Origin of the sequence: Bacillus sp. AFS029533 (genome assembly GCF_002585125.1) — a bacterium.
In the GTDB taxonomy this organism is placed as follows: Bacteria; Bacillota; Bacilli; order Bacillales; family Bacillaceae_G; genus Gottfriedia; species Gottfriedia luciferensis_B.
The window spans coordinates 139,339-159,106 of the sequence record NZ_NUQC01000004.1 but is presented as its reverse complement, the minus strand read 5'-3'; the positions used below and the strand labels follow the sequence as shown (position 1 = coordinate 159,106).

The window sequence follows — 19,768 nt, the reverse complement described above, 5'->3', positions numbered from 1 at the left end:
GTTTTAAAAAAAGTACCATACCCTAAATTAGGGCATGGTACTTTTAATTTACTATTTACATTTTTTCTGGAGCAGAAACTCCAACTAAAGCTAATGCATTTTGTAGAGTAACTTGCACCGCCTTCATTAAAGCTAGTCTAGCTTTTGTCTTTTCAACATTTTCAGCATCTAAAACTTTTTCTGCATTATAGAAGCTGTGGAATGTACCCGCTAATTCAAATACATAGTTTGTAATATGATGAGGAGTACGTTTTGAAGCAGCTAATGAAACCGCTGCTGGGAATTCTCCTAATTTCTTTAATAACTCATATTCTTTTTCAGACGAAACAAGGCTGTAATCTGCTTCTCCATTGTAAACAATACCCATTTCTTCTCCTTGACGAAGAATACTACAAACACGAGCGTGAGCGTATTGTGAATAATACACAGGGTTTTCATTTGATTTAGAAACAGCTAAGTCCATATCAAAGTCTAAATGTGAGTCACAACCGCGCATTGCAAAGAAGTAACGAGTTGCATCAGTACCTACTTCTTCCATTAAATCACGTAATGTTACAGCTTTACCTGTACGTTTACTCATTTTAACTTTTTCACCATCTTGATATAACTGAACCATTTGGATAATTTCTACTTCAAGCGTATCAGCATTATATCCTAAAGCTTGAATTGCTGCTTTCATTCGAGGAATGTATCCGTGATGGTCAGCCCCAAGAATATCAATTAATTTATCAGCACCACGACTAAGCTTGTCTCGGTGGTAAGCGATATCCGGAGTTAAATAAGTATAAGAACCATCGCTTTTAATTAGTACACGGTTTTTGTCGTCACCATATGTTGTAGAACGGAACCAAGTCGCTCCTTCTTCTTCATATGTTTCACCACGTTGTTTTAAATCATCAAGAGCCTCTAAAACTTTGCCATTTTGATATAATGAAGTTTCTGAATACCATACATCAAAATCTACTCTGAAATTACGTAGATCTCGTTGTAGTTTTTCCATTTCTAATTTTAAACCGTACTCGCGGAAGAACTTGTAACGAGCCTCTTCTGGTTCATTCACATAACGGTCACCGAATTCAGCAGCTAAAGTTTTACCGATCTCAATAATGTCTGAGCCATGATAGCCATCTGCTGGCATTTCTTTATCCATTCCAAGTGCTTGCATATAACGAGCTTCAACCGAAAATGTTAAATTATTAATTTGGTTTCCAGCATCATTAATATAATATTCACGAGTTACTTCATAACCTGCTTTATCTAAAATATTGCATAATGAATCTCCAAATGCAGCCCCACGAGCATGACCTAAATGTAAATCTCCAGTCGGATTTGCTGAAACAAACTCAACTAAAATCTTTTCACCGTTACCAAAGTTTGTTTGGCCATATTCATTTCCCGATTTAATAATCGTTGGAATTAAATCAGTAAGATAACTATTATCCATATAAAAATTAATGAACCCTGGTCCAGCAATTTCTACTTTTTTAATGCTTGCTTTACTTTGGTCAAAAGAATTAATTAACTCCTCTGCAATCATTCTAGGAGCCTTTTTAGCAACACGTGCTAATTGCATTGCCATATTTGTTGAAAAATCTCCGTGGGCTTTATCTTTTGGTGATTCTAATACGACTTGTGGTAATTGTTCCTCCGTTGCTAATCCTGCTTTTAATACCGCAGCTTCGATTTCATTTTTCAAACGACTTTTCACTTGTTCTAATGTATTCATATCGTTGCCTCCTTAATTGATACTGTAATGTTATATGACCCAGCATTTTCATCTCCTACAAACAACTTATATCCTAATTGAAGTACCCCTTTTAAAGGTCCTTCAGATACTAGAAATTGCAGTTTTTTTGTATATGCCTTAGTTTGAAATACTCCTAATTCATTTGAGAAAGTACCTTCAGTGGTTTCATTTACTCTGTATTGATGACGCATCATAACTCCACCATTTCGAATAATTGTTACTTCCCCTTTACCTATTTTCATAGTAGCCTTTACTTTTCGGTCCTCGTGATTTTCATCAAATAATAAATATGAAACATCATCTTTTTTATAATATAGGCCATTAGCTTGAAAACTGATTTTATCACGCCCGTGCGGATCTTTTATCAAAGTCTCAAAGTCAATTGAGACAGGTATGCCTTGTTGTCCTTTCACTTTTACACGTCCTTTTCTCCCCATGAACGTAACGAATCACATCCAAAAATCATCTTTTCCCATTTTAGCATAATCTAATAAAAAAAATAAAATAGGTAACAAAAAAAATGTGAAAAATATTCATTAAAATGAACGAAATAATAAGATTATCTCAAAAGGCGATATACTTTAACAAAACATTCTATACACGAAAATGAAGAGGATTTTTGTTTTCAATTGAAAACCATTTGTGAGACAATTAAGAACATACAATCAATAGAAGGAGACTTTATGAAAACAATCGCTCAAAAATCATCAAGTAAATTATTTTTCATCGGACTAGGCATTGGAATCATTTCGTTATCGAGCATTTTTCTCGTTTATTTGTACGCCTTTTTTGTGCCAATCGTAGTGGGACTCATATTATGGTTCATTTTCAAACGAAAAGCGATCATGTTCGGTAGTTTTACATCAGTAATAATTGGATTACTTGCACTCATCGGTTTCATCGTTTATTTAGCAATGTTCGGTCATTTCGGACCATGACAAACAGCTTGTATAGGCTGTTTTTTTGTATTCTCCATAAAACTGATCAATTACATACCACAATTTAAAAAAGCAAAAAACCCGCCAAGAATACATATTCCTAGCGGGCTTTCGCCATATTTCGAGACAACCTCAAAATAATTAATGTGCAGATTCTGCTTTATCAATATGAATTAAATGCTTTCTATTAATAAATAAGAAAAGAACCGATAGTAATACAAAACATCCACCTACATAGAAAGGTACATGTGGATTATACCATTCAGCAAGTTTACCTGCTAAATATGGTGCAATTGCTCCACCAAGGAAACGTAAAAAGCTATATGCAGCTGATGCTGTTGAACGTTCAACTGGAGCTGCTTGCATTACTGCTGTTGTAATTAATGTATTGTTATTTCCTAAAAATGCACCAGCAATTATTACACAAACAATAATTACACTATTCGTATCTGTTCCAATTCCCATAACTATAAGTGTTATAGCAAAAAGTGTTAACATAGCATACATCGATTTAAGTGTACCGAATTTTTTTTGTAATTTTGGCGCCATAAATACAGATGTAATTGCTAATAAAAGTCCCCATCCTAAGAATACAAATCCTAAACCATGTTCCTTTAATCCCATAAAGAATGGTGAGAATGCTAATAATGTAAAGAATCCAAAGTTATATAAAAATGCTGTAATACCTAATGTTAATAATGATCTATGTTTAAGCGCACGGAATGGATCAAGGAACGATGTTTTTTTCGTATTTTGTGTAATAGGTGTTTTTGGCATCATAAAGGATAGAGATAAAAATGCAATTACCATTAAGCAAGCCACACCAAAAAATGGACCTCTCCAAGAAATCGAACCTAATTCTCCACCTAAAAGTGGACCAACTGATATACCTAGACCAATCGCAGTTTCGTATAAAATAATTGATTGCGCAACACCTGATCTAGATAATGAAACAATTGCAGATAATGCAGTCGCAACGAATAACGCGTTACCTAGACCCCAACCTCCACGTAACCATACTAATTCCCATATACTGCTTGAATTTCCTCCAAGACCAGAGAAGACTGCAATAATTAGAATACCTAAAAGTAGTGTCCACTTAATTCCAATACGTGAGGAGATAAAACCTGTTATTAACATCGCGAATGCCATTACTAAATTATAACTTGTAAAAAGAAGCGTTACGTCACTTTTAGAAGCATGCATCTTTTCAGCAATTGCTGGTAAGATTGGATCAACTAATCCAATTCCCATGAATGCGATAATACAAGCAAAACCAACAGCCCATATAGCTTTTGGCTGATTCAAAAGACCTGACTTTTGATTTACATTTGTCTTTTGTTTTTTACTATCTGCCAAGTTTGACATATTTCATCCATCTCCCATATTATTTATTGTTCTAATGCTTTTTTCACCCTTTGATACATCTCATTCATTTCATCTCGAATATCGTTCATTTTTTTAAGCTTTTCATCGATCATTTGTAATTGTTGAGCAAGTATTGCTTCCGCTCCTAAAAGTTTTTCTTTTCTTTCATCTTCATTCATCTTTTCCTTATTTTCTCTATATTGCAATCGGAATTCTTCAAACGCCTCACTAATTGCCATATATTCCTGAACCTCCTGCAATGAAAAACCAAGAACATCACGGACATTCATGATTTTCTTTAGACGTTCAATATGCAGATCTGAATAAAGTCGAAATCCTCCTTCACTTCTCTCAGGTGGGGAGATTAAACCAATTTCTTCATAATAACGAATCGATCGCTTTGTTAATCCACATTCTTTTGCTACTTCATCTATCTTATAGAGCAACTCATTACCTCCTTTCGATTTGGATTTAACTTTTATATATCACTAATCTATCTTACTCCTAATGTATCGTTAACGTCAACGTTAACTTTGTGCATTTTTCTATTTTTATCTTTCTACAAAATAGTTGTTTTACTACACATAATCATATTTGTTACTGTTGAAAAATGCGTTTGTTAATTAGTTGAGTTTGATTTCTACAAAAGCCTGTTATGAGTAAGTACTTCTTTGATTTTTGCTATTTTACTTACTCATGAGCCTGTTATGAGTAAGTACTTCTCTGATTTTTGCTGTTTTACTTACTCATGAGCCTGTTATGAGTAAGTATTTCTCTGATTTTTGCTGTTTTACTTACTCATGGGCCTGTTATGAGTAAGTATTTCTCTGATTTTTACTGTTTTACTTACTCATGAGCCTGTTATGAGTAAGTACTTCTCTAATTTTTGCTGTTTTACTTACTCATGAGCCTGTTATGAGTAAGTATTTCTCTGATTTTTATTGTTTTACTTACTCATGAGCCTGTTATGAGTAAGTACTTCTCTGATTTTGCTGTTTTACTTATCCATGAGCCTGTTATGAGTAAGTACTTTTCTGATTTTTGCGGTTTTACTTACTCATGAGCCTGTGATAATTTTTTATATCAAAACGCTGAAACAATAATATTTGTGCCCGAACAAAAAACCCGAAAGAGATAAATACGTCTTTTGCGCATTTTCTTTCGAGTTCTAACAAATAATTCAACTGAGATCGTTAAATCATACTTCCTTATAAAATTATATCTTAAGCCGTTTGCTGTAATTTACTCATTTTTTTAACTTTATTCTTTCGCTTTAATGCCCACATTGTAATCCCAGTTATTCCTAAACCGAGTGGAGCTATTCCAACTAAGGCATAAATTATTTTTACGAACACACCACCAAAAGTTCCTCTATGCAAACTTTCTCTCCAAATAAAGAATTTATCATAGGCTGTTTCAGTATTTTTTGAAAAAGTTCCTAAATGCTTTCCAGAAAATTGATCGAAAAATTCGCTTGTATTTCCTTTACCTTCAGGGTCATAACTGCCATCACTTAATTGGGCTTCTATAACACCTTCTTTATCTGCTGGAAGTCTTAACTTGTATAACTCACCTTCCGGGTGTAATTTATTAATTTGGGCAACTATCGTATCTAACCCTATTTGTTGTTTACCATTATCAACTGATTTAAGTTCCTCTGGATAATTCGAGGTAAATTTCAATTTCAAAGATTCTTCAATCTTTTCTTGGAATGGAAATAGCATTCCTGTTATTGCTACTACAAGTAAAAATGGTAAAGTAATAACCCCTACAAAATTATGTAATGATAGATTTTTTGCCATTTGACTTTTATTCCATTTAATTTTTAAGCTTTTAAACATCCGTTTAATACCTGGATACCATAAATATATACCTGTAATAAGAATGATAATAAATGCAATTGCAACGATACCAATAATTGTTTCACCAATTTCATCCAATAATAAATGTGTGTGTAATTCTTTAACAAAAGAAACGATTGATTTCTCCCTATCAAAATTGCCTAATAATTTGCCATTGCTAGGATCAACATATGCTTCAATTTCATTATGTCCTTTTGACATACTTGCGTGATATACATCTGTTAACTTTGAAGGTACATCCATCCTTGAAATTTGAAAACCTTTATAATGTTCAAGGAAAATCTTTTCTGCTTCTTTCACTCCAATATTTCTTTCACTACTTGCAGGCTTAAAATACTGCGGATTTAATACATGTTCAATCTGGTTCCCAAACACTAATACACTACCCGTTGCACAAACAGCAATAATAAAAAGTCCAAAAACTAAGCTGCATACTAAATGTAGAGTTAAAATAAATTTTCTTACCCCTTTTTTCTTTTTCATCTTCTCTTCTCCTATATTTTGATAATAATAATCGTTCTCAATTATAAAGGTAATGATTATCATTATCAATAAGGATTTTACATTTTTTAGTAAATTTTATTTAAGTGGCCTCAATTGTTTCAATTTCAAATTCAATATAAAAAGGCGATTCTCGTCCTGATGAACGAAAAATCGCCTTTTACAAATCTAATTATTTTACCCAACCTAATAAGATTTCACGAATAAATTTACTTGCCGCAACTTGAGTTTGCTCTGCATGATCGTAAACTGGAGCTACTTCTACTAAGTCTGCCCCAACAACGTTAATATCACTGTTTGCGATTGCTAAGATGCTATCAAGCATTTCTTTTGATGTAATACCACCTGCTTCAAGAGTTCCTGTTCCAGGAGCATGTGCAGGATCTAATACATCGATATCAATCGTTACATAAACTGGACGTCCAGCAAGTGTTGGAAGTACTTTCTTTAATGGCCCAAGCACTTCGAATTTGAATAAATTCATTCCAACTTCTTTAGCCCATTCAAATTCTTCCTTCATACCAGAACGGATTCCAAATGAATAAACATTTTTTGGTCCAATTAAATCACAAACTTTTTTAATTGGCGTTGAGTGAGATAATGGCTCACCTTCATATGAATCACGTAAATCAGTGTGAGCATCAAAGTGAATAATAGCTAAATCTGGGTATTTCTTGTACATAGCTTTCATTACTGGCCATGATACAAGATGCTCTCCACCCATTCCTAGAGGAAACTTGCCTTCAGCTAATAAGCCGTCAATATAATCTTCAATCATATCAAGGCTTCTTTGAGCATTACCAAATGGTAATGGAATATCTCCTGCGTCAAAATACTTAACTTCTTCTAGTTCTTTATCTTGATATGGACTATATTCCTCTAATCCAATTGATACTTCACGAATACGCGCAGGACCAAAACGAGAGCCTGGTCTGAAACTTACAGTCCAATCCATAGGCATACCATAAATAACTGCTTTGCTTTCTTCAAAACTTGGATGACTCTTTATAAATACATTTCCAGAATAAGCTTCATCAAAACGCATAATAAAGCCCCCTTATTTAGTAAGATCAGCTACAAATTTTGGTAATACGAACGCTGCTTTGTGTAGCTCTTTAGTATAATATTTTGTCTCAATATCGAAGAAACGATTCTCTTCTACTTCAAGTGGATCATGTTTTTTCGAACCGATTGTAAATGTCCACATTCCACTTGGATATGTTGGAATGTTTGCAATGTATAAACGAGTGATTGGGAAGATTTCTCTTACATCACGTTGAACTTGTGTAATTAACTCAGGAGTAAACCATGGGTTGTCCGTTTGAGCTACAAAAATACCATCTTCTTTTAATGCTTTAGAGATGCCAGCATAGAAGCCTTTTGTAAATAAATTAACTGCAGGACCAACTGGTTCAGTTGAGTCTACCATAATTACATCGTATACATTTTCACTATTTGCAATATGCATAAATCCATCGTCTACTTTTACTTCTACACGTGGGTCTTCTAATTTTCCTGCAATTTCAGGTAAGTATATTTTAGAGTACTCAATTACTTTTCCATCGATTTCAACTAGAGTTGCTTTCTTTACGCTTGGGTGTTTTAATACTTCGCGAATAACACCGCCGTCACCGCCACCTACAACTAATACGTTTTCAGGATTTGGGTGTGTGAATAAAGGTACATGTGCAACCATTTCGTGGTAAACGAACTCATCTTTTTGAGTTGTCATAACCATACCATCTAAAATAAGCATGTTTCCGAACTCTTCTGTCTCTACCATGTCAAGCTTTTGAAACTCAGTTTGCTCTGTATGTAAAGTTTTATTAATTTTAGCAGTAATTCCAAAGTTTTTTGTTTGTTTTTCAGTAAACCATAATTCCATTTAATGCATCTACCCTTCTTTATCAAGATTTAGTTTGAAACATAAGTATCGTTTTGTCGGGGCTGACTAAGGAGCCTCCACTCTTTCGATTATGTTTCGTATTATCCCCACTCTTCCTAATTCCTATCGGATTTGTGTTGTTACGACAATTTTTTGCCGTACAAAAGAAAAGTATAGAGTAATTTTTGTGAAATGCAAGATTTTTAAAGCTAAATTATTTGATATTTTTTACTACAGTAATTTGAATAAAATTTCTCTTAATCTACCATACTAGTATTAAATTAGAGAAATGAATCGAGAGGAGGATACATTTTTGTATAATATCAACTACTCTTACCATTGGCGTACACTTCAAAAGGTCGGTATTTTGCTTACGATTATTTCAATTTCAGGTACACTATTTTTATCTTGTGTCTATTTATTTGCTATGACGTCTACAAAACCTTCATTATTTATTGAGTCAAATTCCAGTTATTATGATCACAATCAAAAACTGATTAGTAAAACTAAGCTACTTCAAAATCGTAAAACACTTAAAATTGCAGATGTGCCTCCGATTGCGATCAATAGTATTTTAGTTTCTGAGGATCGTAATTTTTTTCATCATCATGGCTTCGACTTAAAAAGGATGGGTTCTGCTATTTTAATTAATATAACGAAGGGACAATACGCTCAAGGCGGAAGTACAATAACTCAGCAACTTGCAAAAAATTTATATCTTTCACAACAAAAAACGCTTAATCGTAAATTAAAAGAGGCTTATTTAACGATGAGACTTGAATCAGCTTACAGTAAAAATAAAATATTAGAAGCATATTTAAACACCATCTATTTTGGACATGGTATTTATGGTCTAGAAACTGCGGCAAATACCTTCTTAGGAAAAGAGACGAACGAGCTGACAATTGGTGAATCTACATTTTTATTAAGTATTCCGGCCAATCCTTCAAAATATGATCCTTATGTTCATTTTTCATCTGTAAAGAAAAGGCAACAACGAATTTTATCAGCACTTGAACAGAATAAATTAATCAATTCAAAAAGTGTTAAAAATGCAATTGATGAAACGATTAAGTTAAAACCGATTAAACATAATTCAAATTCTTCATTTACGTCCTATTTTCAACAAAGCGTTCAAAAAGAAATTACAGCCTCTATTGGACAATCAATCAATAACAATGGTAGCCAAATTTATACAACATTTAATCCTGCTATTCAAAAGCACATTGATCAAGCATTTGATCAGTATATTAGACCAAAACCTGATTTACAGGCTAGTGTAGTTGTATTAAATAGTCAAACTGGTGAAGTATTAGGGATGACTGGAGGCCGTGAGAAAGGACAGTTTTTATTTAATCGAGCAATAGCATCGAAAAGGCAGGTAGGAAGTACAATAAAACCAATTCTTTATTATAGTGCACTTGAAAATGGATATACCCCATCAACAAGACTTCAAAGTAAGCCTACTATATTTCACTTTGAAAATGGAGATTCATATAGTCCCAAAAATAGTGGCAATCTATACGCACATGGTTCAATTACACTAGCTAAAGCTATTGCTGTTTCAGACAATATATATGCTGTAAAAACCCAGCAGGCAGTTGGTGCTGATGAATTTATTAAAGCACAGAAGTTATTCCATTTAACCACACCAAATAATAAACTACCTTCAATGGCACTCGGCACTCAAGATGCTTCATTGCTCGATATGACAAGAGCTTATGCTTTAATTGCAAATAATGGTAAAGAAGTTATTCCTCATTTCGTAAAAGAGATTAAAACTCAAACCGGAAAGACGCTCTATAAAGAAAAGTTTGATGAAAAACAAAGATTAGATAAAGATCAAACCATTATTCTTAAACAACTAATGAATGGCATGTTCAATACAAGTTTTTCAAGCTACTTGCCAGTAACAGGTACTAGTATTATTCCTGAACTATCAAAAGATTATTATGGTAAAACTGGCACTACAAAAACGGACAGCTGGATGATTGGATTCCATTCAAATCTTATTGTTGGAGTATGGGTAGGTTATGATCATTCAAAAAATTTAACCGTAGAGGAAAGTTCACTGTCGAAGAAGGTATGGGCATCAGTTATGACAAATTTATTGGATAAAAATATAGACACTAAACTACCTAATGACCTAGTTAAAGTTGCTGTAGATGAAAAGACTGGTCTTTTGTTTAAGGAAGGCTGCGGCGATAAGGTTTCACTTTATTTTCGTAAAGGGACACAACCAACAAAGCCTTGTATGAATAAAAAAATAAACCAAAAACATAAAAAGGAAAATAAAGACAGTAAGCCTTGGTATTCACAATATTTACTTTAAAAACAAAAGACCTCACCAAATTGGTAAGGTCTTTTGTTTGTCCTAGTCCTAGCTTTGTCCAAGCTATTATTAGTTTACTTTATTTAGTCTTAAATGTAAAAAGATTATTCGACGATTTCTTCAAATTTTTTATATAATTTACCAGAAAAAGTATACTATCCTAAAAGTTCAGTTTTTAATTGTTCAGATGAATTATTCCACATCTCTTCATTGTGCGATTTTAAGAAATTGGCTAATAATTTACGAGACTTTTCATCCATCTGTTCAACAATTATTTTACGTTTCATCGCTCTATCCATTTTATTTACATGGTCAGGAAGAAGCTTATATCCCCTTCTAGCTTCGCGATCAACAGTCATGTAGCAACCTGTTACCCCAGCATAATAAGGACCGTTTTCAGTTCGCTCAGTTGCGACCCATACTAACCAATAAGGTTTTCCATTAGGAACTTCATCCTCATTCGTTAAAAACTTGATCCCCTTTTCAACTGAACTTCTTGCGTGCATTGCACCGATATCTACAAAAACATCATTCTCTTGTATATCAATAAAGACTGGAGAAATATTTTCTAAACTAATTGCTCCAACACCAAATCCGCCATGCCCACTTGTTGAATCATTTTTTAATATATTAAAACCTAGTGATTTCTTTTTTGGTTGATCAGACATTGTGCCCCTCCTAAAAAATTAATGGTGTAACGATTGAATTAATCCAGTGGAAAACTGAAGGTATAGCAACCTGGAAAATTGGTTGAATTGTATAGTTATCTAATGGAGTTAATACTAAAACTAAAAATACAAATGCTCCATATTGCTCATATTGTGACATTTTTGCACGAAGATCATTAGGAGCTAAATCCTCTAAAATTCGATATCCATCTAGTGGTGGAAGAGGAATTAAGTTAAATACAAATAATACTATATTCATTTGAATGAAAATATTAAAAAAAGAATCTAAAGTAAGTGATAGTGCTTGTGGGAAAGAATGAAAAAATCCGTACTTATATAATAGTGAATAAGCGATTAAACCTAGCGTCGCCAGAATTAGATTACTAATCGGCCCCGCTGCAGTGGTTAAGATTCCTGCTAATCTCGGATGTTTAAAGTTATGTCGATTTACAGGAACTGGTCTTGCCCAACCAAAGCCTAAAATAATTATCGCAATTGTACCGAAAATATCTAAATGTCTAAATGGAGAAAGCGTTAATCTGCCTTGTCTTTTTGCCGTGTCATCTCCAAATTTATAAGCTACATAAGCGTGCGCGAATTCGTGAACTGATAACGAAATTGCAACAACTAATAATATTAATGGTATATCTTTTAATGGATATTGAAAAAATGATCCCATTCTTTGCTCCTTTCGAGAAAAATTGCTTTTTATATAATTTAACGGTTAATTTATTAATAGTTTAATTTATTCTTTATGATTTCTTCAATGTTAATCGATTTAATCGTTATTATTCTGACTTCCTGAGTTATAATAAAAATGATAAAACGAAGGAGGTCATAATATGCCATACGTTACAGTAAAAATGCTCGAAGGTCGCACTGAAGAACAAAAGAAAGCATTAGTTGAAAAAGTTACTGATGCTGTAAGTGAAACAACAGGTGCTCCAACTGAAAAGATTGTTGTTTTCATTGAAGAAATGACAAAAAACCATTATGCAGTTGCAGGTAAACGCCTTAGTGACGAATAGAATTCCTTACATACATCAACAGTAAACGGAATAACTTCCGTTTACTGTTTTTATCTTCTTTTAGCCCCTGCTATTTCTTCAATCATTTCGATTACTTTCTTTTTCTTTTCATCAGGATTATTATAAATTAAATCATGAGGAAAATATAACTTAGAATCGAATAACTTTTTACCAGTTATTCCATCTACTAGCTCTGATTTACGCGAAATTTCTTTCAAATCACCGTTCGTTTGCAATAGTAAAATCGGCTTCTTTCCACCTTCTTCACCATATCTAAAATAATCATAAGCTTCGTCAGAAATTGTATCGATGACTAAATAGTATTCCGGGTCTATCTCTATTTCTAAAAATAACTCTTTTAATTCAGCAAACTTTTCAGTATGTTTTTGTGTATCAAAGTCTACATATTGAAATAATTTCCTATTTAAGAACCGTTGACATAGATCACTCAAGATTTGGTCAGATTCCTCCTGCCATACTTGGAAATAATACAAAAGAACTGATTCATCTAATTTGATATATTCATCTAAATCAACTTTTCCCTCAAATAAATGACCAAAATGCACTGGTACATAATTAAAATGGTAACCTGTTTCATGCAAATATTTAGCCCTTTGTAATATTTTTTGTAAAATGGCTTCCGCGCTCCTAGACACTGGATGAAAATAAACTTGCCAGTACATCTGGAATCGACTAATTAAGTAGTGCTCAACAGCATGCATACCTGATTGTTTAATAACGACACCATCAGGTCGAGGGCGCATAATTCTCAAAATTCGTTCCATATCAAAATTGCCGTAACTTACGCCAGTGTAGTAAGCATCTCTAAGGAGATAATCCATTCGATCTGCATCGATTTGGCTTGAAATCATACTTGTAACTAACTTATTCACCGATGTTTTCTCAATCACTTCTGATACTTTCTTAGGAAAGTCATCCCCAACTTTTCTTAGGATTTCATTAATTTCTGTTGAACCCTCTATAATTTCTCTCGTTAATTCTTCATGATCTAAATTAAATATCTTCTCAAATGTATGCGAAAAAGGACCATGACCAACATCATGTAATAATCCAGCACAAAGAGCTAATAAGCGATCATCATCATTCCATTCAGGACGACCAGAAAAAACATCATCTACCATACGTCTTATAATTTCATAAACGCCAAGCGAGTGAGTAAATCGACTATGCTCAGCTCCATGAAACGTCAGATATGTAGTACCCAGCTGTTTAATTCTGCGTAGTCTCTGAAATTCTTTCGTACCTATTAAATCCCAAATAACTTGATCTCTTACGTGAATATAACGATGTACAGGATCTTTAAATACTTTTTCCTCATAAAGCTTTTGGAAACGATATGACATATCTTGGCCCCCTTTCAATATGTATACTAATTCTTTATATGCTAATGGGCTTACTTTCTGAACAGGACTCTTCTATCTTTACTATTATATCAAAAAAACGCTCCTAAAGATGAAGGAGCGTTTAATTCTTACCTAGTTTTGACTTTATCTTTACAAGTAGATCATCTTCGTTTGGTGCAGATAAGGGACGATTGTTTACGAAACAAAATGATTTTTTACGTCCTGGCCCACAGTAAGATTGACAACCAATTTTAATCTCTGCTTCATCATCTATTCTTTTTAAGCGAGGGACTAATGTTTTAATATTTGTCGCCTGGCAGTCATCACATATTCTAAATTCATTTGACATTTTTTTACAATCCTTTCTGTTCTAAATTGAACATACTCAGCAGTAATTTTACTCGTTCCAAAAAGGACATGCAAGTTTTCCAATTAAATCACTCCAAATAGTATTCTACTATTTTCTATTTTTTGTATAGTTTTCTATTTTTTTGTCCAAACTTCTATTAATCAGCTAGTTATTAAATCGATTAATTGAATAAAAGAAAGTTGAGGGGAAATTCCTATGATGAAATTAAGACAGGATGCTTGGACTGAAGAAAATGATTTACTTTTAGCGGAAACCGTTTTACGTCATGTACGAGAAGGTAGTACCCAATTAAATGCCTTTGAAGAAGTAGGCGATGTTTTAGAACGTACTTCGGCTGCATGTGGTTTTCGTTGGAATGCCGTAGTTCGCTATAATTATGAAAAAGCACTTCAATTAGCAAAGAAATTCCGTAAAGAAAAGCTTCGACACGCTAAAGGTGAAGATGCTAAGAAAAAATTATTATATACACCTTCTGAATCTAGTTATATACAAACAGATGTATCTAGTAATTTTGATCGTTATTTAAATGATGAACAAGATTTAGAGTATGGTGTTGAACTCGATCAAGAATTTGCATCCTTTGTGGAAACTGATAATGAAAATGATGCAAGCGTAGAAGTAACGCATAACGAGGAACCAACGACTGAGATATTTTCAAGTATACCTTCCGTTCAAAATCAGTATCAATCACAGACTCCACCACCAGCACCACCAATGAATACAAGAAAAAGTTCAATTACAATGTTTGATGTCATCCAGTTCTTACAAGGTCTCTCAAGCAGTCAGATTGGTAGCGATCGTTTAGTCCGTGAAAATGATCAACTAAAAAGAGAGCTTATGCAATTACAGGAACGAAATTCACAATTACAGAGACAAGTAGAAAAGCTTGAAAAAGATGCTACTACTGTTCAAGAAGACTATGAAACAATGATGAAAATAATGAACCGTGCTAGAAAATTAGTATTATTTGAAGAGGAAGAGAAACCAGCGGCAACATCCTTTAGAATGGATAAAAACGGAAATTTAGAAAAAATTGCAGAATAACATTGTCATTTATAAGATAGAGGAACTAAATCTTAATATTGATTTGGTTCCTCTATTTTAATGCATACTAAATTTGATAATCCCGCTACAATCTATTAATTTCCTAAAAATGATTTTTTAAAGAATGCTAGCTGTTTTTCAAGTGTAACTGGTTCACTGAACGAAGCGCCATTGCCAAGCATTTCATATACACGATTATTTTTTACAGCTGGGATAGATTTATATGTACTTGTTTTCTGGAATAATATATCTGCGTATTTACTTTAAATAATGAAATCTCCTGAATATGAAGTTTTTTTATTTAGTTTAAAATCATGCTAAAATAGGAAAACAAACGCAAAACGCAAGGGGCTTATTTAATGAATCAACATTTGAATCGGTTACAAACAGATGAAATACGTTTTATAGACGGCTCAACTTTAGGGCCATCCTTTGAGGCGATCCAATCTTTTGCACTAGATGACACATTATGTACAAAAATTGGGAAAATGGAGTCTCCTACAACAATTCGAACTTGGGTACACCACAACACAATAGTTCTAGGAATACAAGATACTAGACTACCGAATCTAACAAATGGGGTTAAATTTCTTAATGACCATGGATACAAAGCAATCGTACGAAATTCAGGTGGGCTAGCTGTTGTTTTAGATGAAGGTGTTCTAAATATATCGATCCTCTTTCCAGAGGCTGAACATAAACTGCAAATTAATGATGGTTATGAAACGATGTATGCACTAATTCAAGATATGTTTAAGGATTTAACAGATAAAATAGTGGCAAAAGAAATAGTAGGATCATATTGTCCAGGAGATTTTGATTTAAGTATTGATGACAAGAAATTTGCGGGTATCTCTCAACGTAGGATACGTAAAGGGGTTGCTGTTCAAATTTATTTATGCATTAACGAAAGTGGTTCAAAACGTGCTTCTATTATTAAAGATTTTTATGAAATTGCGATTGATCACAAAGAAACTTCATTTAAATATCCTACAATTATACCTGATACAATGGCATCTCTTTCCGAACTACTATCATTAAATCTAACAGTGACGGATGTAATGACAAGACTACTTCAATCATTAATTAAATTAACTCCAAAATTAACACCTAACTCCTTACTTGATGATGAAATAGAATTATATAATTATCATTTGCAACGAATGATTGATCGTAATTCGGATATAAGTTCTATGCAAGACTGATAAGAACAAAAGAACTCTTTAAAATGAAAAACCAAAAGGGAATTGAATCTTCCTTTTGGTTCATGCTGCTGAAAAAGGACTTTGTCAATTAATTTTATCACTGATAAATAAGTTGTGTGGTATGATTTCCACTACAGTTTGCTCGCTTTCCATGGGGCGAGATTCTTTAGCCTCCTCGGCCAGCCTGTGGGGTCTTTAGCCTTCCCGCTAATCCCATAGGAGTCGTGCACCCTTTCGTTCCAATCAACTTCTTAATAAAAAAGGATTATCCATCACTGAATATTCCTTTTGGTTTTTTGTTAAAATCAGGTTGCATCAATAAGTAAACCAATTTCTCAAGGTGTTCCATAAAAAAGAGTGCTCATAAGTTCATTGACTTAAGAGCACTCTTTTTACTTAATCTGCCCTAATTATAGTGCTTGAGCAGCTGTGATGATTGATAATTTATAAACGTCTTCACTGTTACAACCACGAGATAAGTCATTAACAGGCATATTTAAGCCTTGTAGGATTGGTCCGATTGCTTCAAAGTTACCTAAACGTTGAGCAATTTTGTAACCAATGTTACCTGCTTCTAAGCTTGGGAATACGAATGTATTCGCATCACCTTGAATAACTGAATCAGGAGCTTTGCTTTTTGCAACAGATGGTACAAATGCTGCATCAAATTGGAACTCGCCATCTAAAGTTAATTCAGGCGCAAGCTCTTTTGCAATTTTAACTGCTTCTGCAACCTTTTCAGTTTCAGGCGATTTTGCAGATCCTTTAGTTGAAAAGCTTAACATTGCGATTTTAGGTTCAATGTCAAATAGTTTAGCTGTTTTTGCACTTTCAATAGCAATTTCAGCTAAATCTTGGCTATTTGGAGCAATATTAATCGCGCAATCTGCGAATACGTATTTCTCATCCTCACGAACCATGATAAATACTCCAGATGTTTTTGCAACGCCTGGTTTTGTTTTAATGATTTGAAGCGCTGGTCGTACTGTATCTGCAGTTGAATGTGTAGCACCACTAACTAATCCTTGAGCTTTGTTTGCATATACTAACATTGTTCCAAAGTAGTTTGGATCTAATAATGCTTTACGAGCTTGCTCTTCAGTTGCTTTTCCTTTACGGCGTTCAACAAATGATGCAACTAGTTGCTCCATTTCTCCATAAGTAGATGGGTCTAAAATTTCTACTCCTTGAAGTTCTAAACCTAAGCTATTTGCTTTTTCTTTTACGTTTTCTACGTTACCTATTAAAATCGGTTTTAATACATCTTCTTTCGCAAGTCTGTCAGCAGCTGTTAAAATTCTCTCATCTGTACCTTCTGGTAAAACGATTGAAATACCTTTACCTGATACTTTTTGTTTAATGCTTTCAAATAAGTTGCTCATAATTGCCTCCAAAATCTTTAAAATTATTTTATTTGTACATAATTAGAATAAAACCTTTTTAGAGTAATGAAAAATATAATATATTTAATAAAGCGCTATCATTTAAAGTAAATTAATTCCTAATTTTCTAACTAAATTTGGATATTGTATAATTTTGTATGTTTTTACAAAATACTTTTATTTGTAGTATGCTATATAAATGAAAATCAATACGATAACGTTTGGGGGATTTAAAATGAGTGAAGCTGCAAAAACTTTAGATGGCTGGTATTGTTTACATGATTTTAGAAGTATGGATTGGCATGCTTTTAAACAATTAAGTAGTGATGAGCGTCAACTGGCGATTACAGAGTTCCAACAAGTTTTCTCAAAATGGAATCAAGTTGCTGATTCTGGTGAAGGTAGCCATGCTATTTACAATATTTTAGGTCAAAAAGCAGACATTATGTTTATGGTTTTAAGACCTACAATGGATGAGTTATTACATATTGAAACAGAAATTAATAAAACTACATTATCTCAGTATATGATTCCAACTTATTCATACGTTTCTGTAGTTGAATTAAGTAATTACTTAAGCGAAGAAGATGGCGATCCATATCAAAATCCGCATGTTCGCGCTAGACTTTACCCTGCTTTACCAAAATCTCAATACGTATGCTTCTATCCAATGGATAAAAAGCGTGAAGGCGAAGATAATTGGTATATGCTTCCTTCAGCTGCTCGTAAAGAAATGATGTACAGCCACGGAAAAATTGGTCGTGGTTACGCTGGTAAAGTTAAACAAATTATTACTGGTTCTGTAGGATTTGATGATTATGAATGGGGCGTTACTTTATTCGCAGAAGACGTACTTCAATTCAAAAAATTAATTTATGAAATGCGTTTTGATGAAGTAAGTGCTCGTTACGGAGTATTTGGTTCATTCTTTGTTGGAACAATCCTAAAAGAAGATGCATTCTCAAAATATCTTTACGTTTAATTGAATACTTAAGGGTATCCACTTAATACAAAAAATCATAGTATATAAATAAAAAGACTTCTCTTTTTTGAGAAGTTTTTTTATTTTCCTGTTGGAAAAGATGTCATATGTTTCTTTCAATTTTAATATAGTTACAGTAGTGAACGAACTAATTAGTCCTCGCTTTCCGATCACCAATGGGATTCATGCAGAATATTTAATTCGGATGAGGAGGCTTTTTTATGGCTGTAATTCGTTATACTGACGCTGAGGTTGCTTTGCTTGCTAGATTAATGCGTGCTGAAGCTGAAGGCGAAGGTGTAGAAGGTATGTTAATGGTTGGAAATGTATGTGTTAATAGGGTTTTATGTGATTGCTTAGATTTTAGAGACATTCGAAGTATAAAAGATATGGTTTATCAGAATCCAGGTGGATTCGAAGCTGTTCAAAAATCTTACTTTTATCAACGTGCCAGAGACCAAGATATTGAGTTATCTAGAAAAGTAATAGCTGGACAGCGTTTTTGGCCAGCAACTTATGGCCTATGGTTCTTCAGACCTGCAGGTTCATGCCCAGGAACTTGGTTTAACCAAAAACTAGCAGGGAGATTTAAGTCGCATTGCTTTTATCAACCAACTGCTCAAGATTGTCCGAAAGTTTACAGTGTTTAATTTGATTTAACTAAGGGAGGTTTTTTCTTTGAGTAATCCTTACGAATATTATCCAAATCTTTATCGTGCGGCGCAACCTGCCCAAGGTCAAGGACAACAAACAGGACAGGGGCAAGGATTTGCAGCTCCATCAGGGGGGATGATTACCCAACAAGGTCAAGTTACCGCCTCAGCTAGTATGTTTGAACAATCCTATGTAGAAAATATACTTAGAGCCAATCGTGGGAAAATTGCTACGGTTTATATGACGTTCACTGGTCACCAACAACAAGTATTTGTAGGGTATATTATGGGAGCTGGACGTGATCATATTGTACTCAGAGATGTAAATACAACTAAAACTTTCATATTGTTAACAATTTACTTAGATTACGTCACATTTGACGAAGAAATAGCTTTACCTTATCAACTTTAAAAAAAAGTGTTCAATATAGTGCAATAA

At 33.5% G+C, this 19,768-nt stretch carries 20 protein-coding genes; 8 read left to right on the top strand and 12 right to left on the bottom strand.

Going from position 1 to position 19,768, the window contains the following annotated elements:
* Window positions 1-55: 55 nt before the first annotated feature.
* Window positions 56-1,726 carry an arginine--tRNA ligase gene (gene argS, locus COE53_RS02365; protein ID WP_069033709.1) on the bottom strand — a complete coding sequence of 557 codons (1,671 nt, stop codon included), beginning with the start codon at window positions 1,724-1,726 and terminating at the stop codon, window positions 56-58.
* Complete coding sequence (locus COE53_RS02360) at window positions 1,723-2,160, bottom strand: YwiB family protein (protein WP_165346951.1); 438 nt, start codon at window positions 2,158-2,160, stop codon at window positions 1,723-1,725. Before COE53_RS02360 ends, argS begins: the two co-directional genes overlap by 4 nt.
* Window positions 2,161-2,430: 270 nt before the next feature.
* On the opposite strand from COE53_RS02360, the gene COE53_RS02355 reads away from it, so the two are divergent.
* On the top strand, window positions 2,431-2,685 hold the full coding sequence (locus COE53_RS02355; RefSeq protein ID WP_069033707.1) for a hypothetical protein: 255 nt from the start codon (window positions 2,431-2,433) through the stop codon (window positions 2,683-2,685).
* A gap of 141 nt (window positions 2,686-2,826) precedes the next feature.
* Here the strand turns inward: COE53_RS02355 and COE53_RS02350 are convergent, their stop codons facing one another.
* From COE53_RS02350 to speE, 5 genes are all read right to left on the bottom strand, one after another.
* A complete protein-coding gene (locus COE53_RS02350; RefSeq protein ID WP_069033706.1) occupies window positions 2,827-4,053 on the bottom strand; it encodes an MFS transporter in 1,227 nt (408 codons plus the stop codon).
* A gap of 23 nt (window positions 4,054-4,076) precedes the next feature.
* Window positions 4,077-4,499 (bottom strand): MerR family transcriptional regulator, encoded by a 423-nt coding sequence (locus COE53_RS02345; RefSeq protein ID WP_175403484.1) that lies wholly within the window; start codon window positions 4,497-4,499, stop codon window positions 4,077-4,079.
* Between the two features lie 777 nt (window positions 4,500-5,276).
* Window positions 5,277-6,398 (bottom strand): PepSY-associated TM helix domain-containing protein, encoded by a 1,122-nt coding sequence (locus tag COE53_RS02340; RefSeq protein ID WP_180242379.1) that lies wholly within the window; start codon window positions 6,396-6,398, stop codon window positions 5,277-5,279.
* Window positions 6,399-6,588: 190 nt separating this feature from the next.
* On the bottom strand, window positions 6,589-7,461 hold the full coding sequence (speB, locus tag COE53_RS02335; RefSeq protein ID WP_098947388.1) for an agmatinase: 873 nt from the start codon (window positions 7,459-7,461) through the stop codon (window positions 6,589-6,591).
* 12 nt (window positions 7,462-7,473) lie between these two features.
* Window positions 7,474-8,301 (bottom strand): spermidine synthase, encoded by an 828-nt coding sequence (gene speE, locus COE53_RS02330; RefSeq protein WP_025671010.1) that lies wholly within the window; start codon window positions 8,299-8,301, stop codon window positions 7,474-7,476.
* A gap of 313 nt (window positions 8,302-8,614) precedes the next feature.
* On the opposite strand from speE, the gene COE53_RS02325 reads away from it, so the two are divergent.
* Entirely contained in the window at window positions 8,615-10,633 is a 2,019-nt protein-coding gene (locus tag COE53_RS02325) for a transglycosylase domain-containing protein (protein ID WP_180242378.1), read from the top strand.
* Between the two features lie 155 nt (window positions 10,634-10,788).
* On the opposite strand, the gene COE53_RS02320 is transcribed toward COE53_RS02325, so the two are convergent.
* Both COE53_RS02320 and COE53_RS02315 read right to left on the bottom strand, forming a co-directional pair.
* On the bottom strand, window positions 10,789-11,301 hold the full coding sequence (locus COE53_RS02320) for a YwhD family protein (RefSeq protein WP_069033701.1): 513 nt from the start codon (window positions 11,299-11,301) through the stop codon (window positions 10,789-10,791).
* Window positions 11,302-11,311: 10 nt separating this feature from the next.
* Entirely contained in the window at window positions 11,312-11,980 is a 669-nt protein-coding gene (locus COE53_RS02315) for a site-2 protease family protein (protein WP_069033700.1), read from the bottom strand.
* Between the two features lie 163 nt (window positions 11,981-12,143).
* On the opposite strand from COE53_RS02315, the gene COE53_RS02310 reads away from it, so the two are divergent.
* Entirely contained in the window at window positions 12,144-12,329 is a 186-nt protein-coding gene (locus tag COE53_RS02310; protein WP_025671006.1) for a 2-hydroxymuconate tautomerase, read from the top strand.
* A gap of 50 nt (window positions 12,330-12,379) precedes the next feature.
* Here COE53_RS02310 and COE53_RS02305 read toward each other — a convergent pair whose 3' ends face one another.
* Entirely contained in the window at window positions 12,380-13,693 is a 1,314-nt protein-coding gene (locus COE53_RS02305; RefSeq protein WP_091024670.1) for an HD domain-containing protein, read from the bottom strand.
* A gap of 121 nt (window positions 13,694-13,814) precedes the next feature.
* Window positions 13,815-14,042, bottom strand: a complete 228-nt coding sequence (locus tag COE53_RS02300; protein WP_025671004.1) for a YuzB family protein — start codon at window positions 14,040-14,042, stop codon at window positions 13,815-13,817.
* 219 nt (window positions 14,043-14,261) lie between these two features.
* Here COE53_RS02300 and COE53_RS02295 point away from each other — a divergent pair, with 219 nt between their 5' ends.
* Window positions 14,262-15,107 carry an RsfA family transcriptional regulator gene (locus tag COE53_RS02295; protein ID WP_069033832.1) on the top strand — a complete coding sequence of 282 codons (846 nt, stop codon included), beginning with the start codon at window positions 14,262-14,264 and terminating at the stop codon, window positions 15,105-15,107.
* A 359-nt stretch (window positions 15,108-15,466) separates the two neighbouring features.
* Window positions 15,467-16,312: an octanoyl-[GcvH]:protein N-octanoyltransferase gene (gene lipL, locus COE53_RS02285; RefSeq protein ID WP_091024668.1), complete on the top strand. Its 846-nt coding sequence runs from the start codon at window positions 15,467-15,469 to the stop codon at window positions 16,310-16,312.
* 410 nt (window positions 16,313-16,722) lie between these two features.
* Here lipL and pta read toward each other — a convergent pair whose 3' ends face one another.
* Window positions 16,723-17,694, bottom strand: a complete 972-nt coding sequence (gene pta / locus COE53_RS02280; protein ID WP_098947384.1) for a phosphate acetyltransferase — start codon at window positions 17,692-17,694, stop codon at window positions 16,723-16,725.
* A gap of 235 nt (window positions 17,695-17,929) precedes the next feature.
* On the opposite strand from pta, the gene hemQ reads away from it, so the two are divergent.
* From hemQ to gerQ, 3 genes are all read left to right on the top strand, one after another.
* Window positions 17,930-18,676, top strand: coding sequence for a hydrogen peroxide-dependent heme synthase (gene hemQ / locus COE53_RS02275; protein ID WP_025569114.1), 747 nt, complete (start codon window positions 17,930-17,932; stop codon window positions 18,674-18,676).
* Between the two features lie 221 nt (window positions 18,677-18,897).
* Window positions 18,898-19,326, top strand: a complete 429-nt coding sequence (locus COE53_RS02270; RefSeq protein ID WP_025569113.1) for a cell wall hydrolase — start codon at window positions 18,898-18,900, stop codon at window positions 19,324-19,326.
* Window positions 19,327-19,354: 28 nt separating this feature from the next.
* Window positions 19,355-19,741, top strand: a complete 387-nt coding sequence (gene gerQ / locus COE53_RS24550) for a spore coat protein GerQ (RefSeq protein WP_025569112.1) — start codon at window positions 19,355-19,357, stop codon at window positions 19,739-19,741.
* Window positions 19,742-19,768 lie beyond the last annotated feature (27 nt).